Source organism: Variovorax sp. P1_H2, assembly GCF_056405295.1.
The window spans coordinates 1-8115 of record NZ_JBFUCJ010000181.1; the positions used below are offsets into that span (position 1 = coordinate 1).

Genomic DNA, 8115 nt, shown 5'->3' on the forward strand with positions numbered 1-8115 from the left:
GCACCGGCCTGGGCGGCGGCGGCGTCCTGGCCGCCGGTGCCGCGGCGGCTGGCTCCGGATGCGGCGCCGGCGGCGGCGCGATCACGATGCTGCGCGTGATGAAGGTGTTCGCCAGCGGCGAGGGACGCTCTCCCGTGAACGGCGGCGCCAGCCCCAGCAGCGCCAGATGCACCAGCGCCACGACCGCGGTGAGCAGTGCCAGCCCGCGCCAGGGCGCGCGCGGAAGGTCGGGGGCATCGGGCAGGGTGGCGGGCGGCATCGAGAATGGAGCGGGCGCCGGCCCAGAGGTTCACCTCGGTACACTGCCGCCCGTCCAACCAGTTTAGTAGCGATGCCGCGCCGGCATCCGCCGCCACCCATGAAACTCGCCACCCTCAAAGACGGTTCGCGCGACGGCCAGCTCGTCGTCGTCTCGCGCGACCTTGCCAGCGCCCACTACGCCACCGGCATCGCCAGCCGCATGCAGCAGGTGCTCGACGACTGGGGTTTCATGAGCCCGCAACTGCAGGATCTCTACGATGCGCTGAATGCCGGCCGGGCCCGCCACGCCTTCCCCTTCGATCCGGCGCAATGCATGGCGCCGCTGCCGCGCGCCTACCAGTGGGCCGACGGCTCGGCCTACCTGAACCATGTCGAGCTGGTGCGCAAGGCGCGCAATGCCGAGGTGCCCGAGAGCTTCTACACCGACCCGCTGATGTACCAGGGCGGCAGCGACGACTTCATCGGCCCCTGCGATCCGGTGGTCGTCGCCAGCGAGGCCTTCGGCATCGACTTCGAGGCCGAGATCGCGGTGGTCACCGGCGACGTCAGGATGGGCGCCACGCCGGCCCAGGCGCTCGACGGCATCCGGCTCGTGATGCTGGCCAACGACGTCAGCCTKCGCAACCTGATCCCGGCCGAGCTGGCCAAGGGCTTCGGCTTCTTCCAGAGCAAGCCGGCGACCGGCTTCAGCCCGGTGGCGGTGACGCCTGGCGAACTCGGCGAGGCCTGGCTGGGCGGCCGCGTGCACCTGCAGCTGCAGAGCACCTGGAACGGCCGCAAGGTCGGGATGTGCGACGCCGGCGAGGAAATGACCTTCCACTTCGGCGAGCTGATCGCGCACATCGCCAAGACCCGCAACGTGCGCGCCGGCACAATCGTGGGCAGCGGCACCGTGAGCAACAAGGGCGTCGAGAAGAAGGGCAGCATGGAATGGCCCAAGGGCTACAGCTGCATCGCCGAGAAACGCTGCATCGAGACGATCCAGGACGGCCAGCCTAGCACCGAGTTCATGAAGTACGGCGACACCATCCGCATCGAGATGAAGGACCGCGACGGCCAGTCGGTGTTCGGCGCGATCGACCAGGAAGTGGTGGCGCCGGCGGCGGCGAGGTAGACGGCGCTCAGCCCCGCGCCCCGCGCAACAGCTCCTTCAAACCCCGTATCCCCAGCCGGCGGAACGCCCGGTACTGGTGCGTGCGCACTGTCGTCAGCTCGATGCCGATCTCGCGCGCCGCCTCCTTCGCGGTCTTGCCGGCCAGCAGGTGGCCGACCACCTCGCGTTCGCGCAGGCTCAGCCCCAGCAGGCGCGAGGCCAGCGCCGGTTCCGCCGCCTCGCGGGCAGCGACTGCGCTGCGGCCGTGGGCGGCAGTGGCGTCGGCCAGCAGCGCGGCGTGGGTTTCGAGCAGCGCGAAATCCGCCGGCCCGAAGTCGGGCTGGGCCAGGCTGCGGTAGAAGCTCACCGCGGCGCGCTGGCCGCTCGGCAGCAGCGACAGCACCGAGGCGCGCTCGCGAATGCCGACATCGCCGTAGCAGGCGGCCCGGTAGGCCGGGTCTTCGACCTCTTCGGCGCGATGGTGGCCGAGCCAGAGTTGCGGACGCTTCGGCAGCTTGCGGCCGGCCAGCCAGGCCATGTGCGGATCGAGCCGGTCGAATCGCTCGGCGACATAGCGTTCGGCGGTGCGTTCCGCCGTATGGCCATAGCTGCTGGCCGCCGAGATGGTTTCGATGCGGCCGTTGGCGCCGGCTGCGAACACGGTGCAGAAGGTCACCGGCAGCACCTCGTGCATGGCCGCCAGGTAGCTCGCGGCCAGATGCGCCGTGCCGATCCCGGCCAGCACGCTGCTGACGACCGGCGCCGCCAGGGCCCCGCTGTTGGCACGAACGGGCCAGCGTTTCATTTCAATGCAAGGGTAATCACTTCGTACGAAGTTATGACATAGCGGTTGCCGGCGCATCCGGACAATCCCCTTCCATGAACACCGCTGCCGTGATTCCCCCTGCCGCCCGGGCCGGCGACGCCGCCACCGGCCCGCTGCCGCCGCTGGCCGCCGAGCTGCCGCCCTCGGTCGGCGCCTTCCACTACACGCGCTTCGCGCCCGGGCTGCCGCCGCTGGAGCAAGGCGTCGAGCCCGGCCGCCATGCGGTCGTGATCGCCGGCGGCGGGCCGGTCGGCATGTCGCTCGCGCTGGGGCTCGCGAACCACGGCGTGCGCAGCGTGATCCTGGAGGCCGACGACACGGTCTGCGTCGGCAGCCGCGCGGCCTGCATCTCGCGCCGCAGCCTGGAGATCGTCGAGCGCCTCGGCGCGCTGCCGGCCTTCCTGGCCAAGGGCCTTCCCTGGACCGGCGGCCGCAGCTTCTACAAGACCGAGGAGGTGTTCCGCTTCGAGATGCCGCACGACGAGCGGCAGAAGCTGCCGCCGATGATCAACCTCGAGCAGTACTACATCGAGCAGTACCTGCTGGACGAGATCGTCCGCCGCAACGCCACGGCGCCGGGCCTGATCGACATCCGCTGGGGCAGCACGCTGACCGGATTCGCGGAGGAGCCGGATGGCCTGCTGCTGTCGGTGCGCAATGCGCTCGGCGAGTACGCCCTGCGCGGCCAGTGGCTGGCGGCCTGCGACGGCGGCCAGAGCTTCGTGCGCAAGACGCTCGGCCTGGAGTTGGTGGGCACCGGCTACGAAGGCCGCTACGTGATCATCGACATCGAACTGCACAGCACGCACCCGACCGAGCGCCGCGCCTGGTTCGACCCGCCGTGGAACCCGGGCTCGACCGTGCTGATGCACAAGCAGCCCGACGACATCTGGCGCATCGACTACCAGCTGCGCGCCGGCCAGAGCACCGAGGAGGCACTGCAGCCTGCGGCGGTGCAGGCGTTCGTGCAACGGCATCTCGATGCCATCGGCGAAGGCCACCTGCCCTGGCACACGGTCTGGACCTCGGTCTACCGCGCCGGTGCGATGACGCTCGAGAGCTACCGCCACGGCCGCGTGCTGTTCGCCGGCAACGCCGCGCATGCGATGCCGATCTTCGGCGTGCGCGGCCTCAACTCGGGCTTCGACGATGCCGACAACCTGGCCTGGAAGCTGGCGCTGGTGGCCCGCGGCGTGTCCGCCCCATCGCTGCTCGACAGCTATTCGCAGGAGCGCATCGCGGCCTTCGCCATCAACGCCGAGAACGCGATGCGCAGCACCGAGTTCATGTCGCCGCCCTCGCGCGGCTTCGACCTGCTGCGCGAGGCCGCGCTGTCGCTGTCGGGCGCGCACCGCGGCATCGCGAACCTGATCAACCCGCGCCAGACGCAGGCCGTGGGCTATGCGGGATCGGCGCTGTCGAGCGAGGGCGACGACCTGGCGGCCGGCCCGTGCCCCGGCGAGGCGATGCCTGAGCAGGCGCTGGTCAACGGCCTCCATCTCACGAGCCGGATCGGCTCGGCCTTCACCGTGCTGCTGCTGAACCTCCCGCAGGCCGACGACGGGCTGCGTGCCGAACTCGAGCAGGCGCAGTCGGGCCCGCTGCCGGTCGCGCTGTGCGAACTGTCGCCGGACGATGCCGAGCCGCAGGTGTTCGCGGCGCTCGGTGCGCAGCAGGGCGCCGTCTACCTGCTGCGTCCCGACGGCCATGTGGCCGCGCGCTGGCGCCGGCCGCCGTCGGGTGCGCTGCGCCGGGCCCTGGCGCGCGCCGCATCCCTGACCCCCAAGGAGACCGCATGACTGCCCTGCCATCCGAGGCGCGCGACCGCGTCTACGCCGAATGCGCACGTGCCATCAGCGAGGCCGGCCCCGAGCGAGAATCGCTGTTCCTCGCCCGGCTCGCACTGCTGCTGTTCGAGCAGGTCGGCGACGAAGCCCGCTGCCGCGACGCGCTCGCGCAGGCGCTCGACGGCTTGCCGCTGCCTTCGCTGTCGGTGTGACGGGCCCCCACGCTCGGCACTGCGTGTCCTCGCTGCCCCCCGAGGGGGCGCAGACCGCCTTGGGGCGGCCCGGCGGCGGTCTGAGAGGCCCCCACGCTCGTCACTTCGTGTACTCGCTGCCCCCTGAGGGGGCGCAGACCGCCTTGGGGCGGCCCGGCGGCGGTCGGAGCCCTTACATTCCAGAACACTCAAAACCAGGAGACTTTTCGATGGATCGCAGAACCCTGCTCACCACCCTCGCTGCCACCGCGGCCGCCGCTACAGCACCGTGGGCGCGCGCCCAGGGCGCCTATCCCGACCAGCTGATCAAGTGGGTGGTGCCGTATCCGGCCGGCGGCGGCACCGACGTCATCGCGCGCACCCTGGCCGAGGCCATGCGCCAGACGCTGGGCCAGCAGATCGTGATCGACAACCGCCCCGGCGCCTCGACCAACATCGGCGCCGAACTGGTCGCCAAGTCCAAGCCCGACGGCTACACCATCATGTCGGCCGACAACGCGCTGCTGGCCTTCAACGAACACCTGTTCAGCAAGCTGCCCTTCAACCCCGAAAAGGACTTCAGCTACATCGGCGCGATCGGCAAGTTCCCGCTGGCGCTGGTGGTGCACCCGGACTTTCCGGCCCAGGACTTCAAGGCCTTCCTGGCCTACGTGAAGGCCAATCCGGGCAAGGTCAACTACGCCTCGCCCGGCAATGGCTCGCCGCACCACCTGGCGATGGAGATGTTCAAGGTCCGCACCGGCACCTTCATCACCCACATCCCGTACCGTGGCGCGGCGCCGGCGATGGCCGACGTGATGGGCGGCCAGGTGCCGGCGATGTTCCTCGACCTGGCTTCGGGCCTGTCGATCATGCAGGGCAAGAAAGTGCGCGTGCTGGCGATCGGCTCGGGCAGCCGCTCGAAATTGCTGCCCGAGGTGCCGACGCTGGCGGAAGTCGGCGTCTTGAATTCCGAAGTGTTCGCCTTCCAGGGCGTCGTCGGACCGGCCGGCATCCCGGCGCCGATCATCGCCCGGCTCAATGGCGACCTCAACCGCGCCTTCAGTACGCCGGCGGTGCAGAAGCGCTTCAACGACTTCGGCATGGAGGCGATGCCCGGCACGCCACAGCAGTTCGCGGCCCTGTCGCGCGCCGAATCCCAGCGCTGGGGCCCGATCATCAAGGCCGCCGGCATCAAGCTGGATTGACTGGCCCCCACGCTCCCCCGCTTCGTGTGGGTCGCTGCCCCCCGAGGGGGCCGCAGGCCGCCTTGGGGCGGCCCGGCGCCGGCTTGGGCCCCCACGCTCCCCCGCTTCGTGTGGGTCGCTTCCCCCCGAGGGGGCCGCAGGCCGCCTTGGGGCGGCCCGGCGCCGGCCTGGGCCCCCACGCTCCCCCGCTTCGTGTGGGTCGCTTCCCCCCGAGGGGGCCGCAGGCCGCCTTGGGGCGGCCCGGCGTCGGCCTGGGCCCCACGCTCCCCCGCTTCGTGTGGGTCGCTGCCCCCCGAGGGGGCCGCAGGCCGCCTTGGGCGGCCCGGCGCCGGCCTGGGCCCGCTTCAAGCTACGGTTTGGCGAACGCCTTGCGTGAGCCGTCCTCGAACACTTCCTCGTCGCGCTCGAGCTTGCCGTTGGCGTCCCAAATGCGCTCGCGCGTGATGCGGCCCTCGCCGTCGTAGACCGATTCGGCGATCAGCAGGCCGTTGTCCCCGAAGCGCTGGTGGGTGCCGATCGGGATCTGGCGCAGGCGCTCGATGGCCAGGTAGCGGCCGACGGCGGCCTTCTCGCCGTTGTCGTGGAATTCGATGATCTCGATCTGGCGCGGGTTGCCGCCCACGCCGTAGCTCGACTTGCTGCGCGGCTGGCCGTTCTGGTAGTAGCTCTCGTCGCTCAGCGCTTCGCCGGCGGCGTTCCATCGCTGCTCGCGCACCAGCGTGCCCCGCTCCGAGAATTCCTGCTCGCGCTGCTTGACCGCGCCGCGCTCGCCGAGCAGCGAGACCACTTCGCGGCGCTTGATGCCTTCGGACGAAAAGCGCCTTTCGATGCGCTGGTTGCCCGCCACCTCGTCCTGCGCGGCGGGCTTGCCGTTGTCGTACAGGTCTTCGCTGCGCACCCGCTTGCCGGCCACGTACGACAGCCGCGCGCGCAGCGTTCCCTTGGCATCGAACAGCTCGACCTTCGACGGGCCGCCGACGAAGCCGCAGAGCCGCGCATCGTCGACCACCGGCGCCAGCACCGGCTTGTCGCCGCACCGCAGCGCCGAGAGCTGGCCGCGTTCGGTGAACTCGACCGAGGCGCGCTCGCCCGCCGCATCGGCGAAGAAGGTGACGCGGCGCAGGGGGCCGTCCGGATAGAAGGTGCGCACCAGGCCCATCTCGTGGCCGTCCTCGTAGGTGGCGTCGCGCAAGACCTGGCCGGAGGGCGAGTACTCGCGGGCCCGGCCTTCCATGTTGCCGCGGGCGTTCACGCTGTGTTCCTTCACGAGCTTGCCGTTCTCGTAGAGGCGCACCAGGCCCATGAAGGTTCCGCTCTGGATCTGCTGTTCGCGCAGCAGCGCGCCGCTGTCCCGGTCCTTGCAGCGCATCACGCCGGTCTTGCCGGCGGTGCTGTTGCCGTTGGCCGGATTCACGGCCTGGCCATTGAGCTCGCAATCCTGCACCGCGTGCGCGGCGCCGCAGGCGAGCAGCAGCGCGGCCGCCGCCCCGGCGACGCGCGGGCGCATCGACCTCCGGGTGGGCGCCGCAGGATGGTTCATGCGTCGTAGACGGTGTCGAGCGAGCGGAAGCCCTTGGCCTCGATCGGGTTGCCGAAGGGGTCGCAGAAGAACATGGTCCATTGCTCGCCGGGCTGGCCCTCGAAGCGCACCTGCGGCTTCAGCACGAAATCCATGCCCGACGCCTCGAGCCGCGCCGCGAGCGCTTGCCAGGCCGGCAACTCGAGCACGATGCCGAAGTGCGGCGTCGGTACCATCACGTCCCCCACGCGGCCGGTGCGCGAGGTGGCGAAGGGCTCGCCGAGGTGCAGCGAAATCTGGTGGCCGAAGAAATCGAAATCGACCCAGGTGTCGGTGCTGCGGCCTTCGATGCAGCCCAGCACGCCGCCGTAGAAGCGCCGGGCCTCGTCGAGGTCGCGGACGTGGAAGGCGAGATGGAAGATGGACATGTGTCTTTCTGTGTCTAATGGGTCATTGTCCACAAGCCGGGCCGCCATGGCGAGTGCCGGATGCCTTTTACCGGCCCAAAAGCCCGGACGCTTGGAGTAAGCTGCCCGGACAAGAACCACATACCGGAGCACTCCCATGAGCGACGCCACCAAGCCCTTCGCCTTCAGTCAGTTCGTTCCGGGCTTCGACTTCCTGAAAAGCCTGGCTGGCGCCAGCGCATCGTCCGGCGGGGTGCCCGGCCTGCCGAGCCTGTCGAGCTGGGTGGCGCCGACGCTGAGCGTCGAGGAGGTCGACAAGCGCATCCAGGAGCTCAAGACCGTGCAGTACTGGCTCGAGCAGAACGGCCACGCGCTGAAGGCGACGATCCAGGCGCTCGAAGTGCAGAAGATGACGCTGTCGACCTTGCGCGGTATGAACGTCCGCATGGAAGACCTCGCCAGCGCCTTCACGCGGCCCGTCGGGCCGACGCCCGCACCGGCACCCGCGTTCCATGCCGAGCCACCGGCCCCGGCCGCCGCCCCGGAACCCGAAACGGAGCCGGAGGTCGAGGAGGCGCCGGCGCCGAAGCGGGCCAAGGCCGCGGCCGCGCCGGACGCGGCCGGCGTGGTCGATCCCCTGCAGTGGTGGGGCGCGCTCACGCAGCAGTTCCAGCAGATCGCCAGTTCGGCCCTGCAGGACGCCTCGCAGCTCAAGGTGCCGRCCGTGGCRCAGCCGCTGGTCGACGCGGTCGGCCTGGGCGCGGGCTCGGCGCCGGCGCCAGCGCCGGCGAAGCGGGCGGCCAAGCCGGCCGCGGCCCGGAAA

8 protein-coding genes and 1 pseudogene are annotated in these 8115 nt (G+C 70.8%); 5 read left to right on the forward strand and 4 right to left on the reverse strand.

Features of this window, described 5'->3' with window-relative positions; translation table 11 throughout:
* Positions 1–259: pseudogene (locus AC1D2E_RS33460) on the reverse strand (DUF3108 domain-containing protein); the annotation flags it as partial.
* A 99-nt stretch (positions 260–358) separates the two neighbouring features.
* Here AC1D2E_RS33460 and AC1D2E_RS33465 point away from each other — a divergent pair.
* Positions 359–1375, forward strand: a complete 1017-nt coding sequence (locus AC1D2E_RS33465; protein ID WP_478201394.1) for a fumarylacetoacetate hydrolase family protein — start codon at positions 359–361, stop codon at positions 1373–1375.
* Between the two features lie 7 nt (positions 1376–1382).
* On the opposite strand, the gene AC1D2E_RS33470 is transcribed toward AC1D2E_RS33465, so the two are convergent.
* Positions 1383–2159 (reverse strand): LuxR C-terminal-related transcriptional regulator, encoded by a 777-nt coding sequence (locus AC1D2E_RS33470; protein WP_478201395.1) that lies wholly within the window; start codon positions 2157–2159, stop codon positions 1383–1385.
* Between the two features lie 74 nt (positions 2160–2233).
* Between AC1D2E_RS33470 and AC1D2E_RS33475 the strand changes: the two genes are divergently transcribed.
* From AC1D2E_RS33475 to AC1D2E_RS33485, 3 genes are all read left to right on the forward strand, one after another.
* Entirely contained in the window at positions 2234–3979 is a 1746-nt protein-coding gene (locus tag AC1D2E_RS33475) for an FAD-dependent monooxygenase (RefSeq protein WP_478201396.1), read from the forward strand.
* On the forward strand, positions 3976–4179 hold the full coding sequence (locus AC1D2E_RS33480) for a hypothetical protein (protein ID WP_478201397.1): 204 nt from the start codon (positions 3976–3978) through the stop codon (positions 4177–4179). Before AC1D2E_RS33475 ends, AC1D2E_RS33480 begins: the two co-directional genes overlap by 4 nt.
* Before the next feature lie 209 nt (positions 4180–4388).
* On the forward strand, positions 4389–5366 hold the full coding sequence (locus AC1D2E_RS33485; protein WP_478201398.1) for a Bug family tripartite tricarboxylate transporter substrate binding protein: 978 nt from the start codon (positions 4389–4391) through the stop codon (positions 5364–5366).
* A 349-nt stretch (positions 5367–5715) separates the two neighbouring features.
* On the opposite strand, the gene AC1D2E_RS33490 is transcribed toward AC1D2E_RS33485, so the two are convergent.
* Positions 5716–6906, reverse strand: a complete 1191-nt coding sequence (locus tag AC1D2E_RS33490; protein WP_478201399.1) for a toxin-antitoxin system YwqK family antitoxin — start codon at positions 6904–6906, stop codon at positions 5716–5718.
* Positions 6903–7313, reverse strand: a complete 411-nt coding sequence (locus tag AC1D2E_RS33495; protein WP_478201400.1) for a VOC family protein — start codon at positions 7311–7313, stop codon at positions 6903–6905. The genes AC1D2E_RS33490 and AC1D2E_RS33495 overlap by 4 nt, the downstream gene beginning before the upstream one ends.
* Before the next feature lie 136 nt (positions 7314–7449).
* On the opposite strand from AC1D2E_RS33495, the gene AC1D2E_RS33500 reads away from it, so the two are divergent.
* On the forward strand, positions 7450–8115 hold a 666-nt coding region (locus AC1D2E_RS33500), incomplete at its 3' end, for a PhaM family polyhydroxyalkanoate granule multifunctional regulatory protein (RefSeq protein WP_478201401.1).